Source organism: Paraclostridium dentum (genome assembly GCF_012922555.1).
GTDB lineage: Bacteria > Bacillota > Clostridia > Peptostreptococcales > Peptostreptococcaceae > Paraclostridium > Paraclostridium dentum.
On sequence record NZ_WIPK01000121.1, the window covers coordinates 1 to 467 of the forward strand.

At 52.9% G+C, this 467-nt stretch carries 1 protein-coding gene; it reads left to right on the forward strand.

Annotation, left to right across the window (positions count from 1 at the left end):
* Positions 1 to 92: 92 nt before the first annotated feature.
* A partial coding sequence (locus tag GFJ41_RS21105; protein WP_226890294.1) for a C1 family peptidase occupies positions 93 to 467 on the forward strand: 375 nt, incomplete at its 3' end.

Below are 467 nucleotides of genomic sequence, written 5' to 3' on the forward strand. Positions count from 1 at the left end.
ACAAGGTCGGTCTGAATGCTTTCGCTGACCTGACCAACCAGGAGTACCGTGCCAAGTTTTTGGGCACCAGGAGCGACCCTAAGCGCAGGGTCATGAAGGCCAAGAATCCGAGCCTGAGGTACGCTTTTCGCGCCGGCGAGACGTTGCCGGAATCTGTGGATTGGAGAGTCAAGGGTGCCGTCAATCCCATCAAAAATCAAGGAAGCTGCGGGAGTTGCTGGGCTTTTTCAACAGTGGCAGCAGTGGAGGGCATAAACCAAATAGTGACCGGAGAATTGGTGTCTCTCTCAGAGCAAGAGCTCGTCGACTGTGACAGGACTTACAACGCCGGATGCGATGGCGGTCTCATGGACTACGCCTTCGAGTTCATCATAAAAAATGGTGGAATTGACAGCGAAGAGGACTATCCTTACAAAGGATACGATGCCACATGTGACCCCTACAGGAAAAATGCCAGGGTGGTTTCG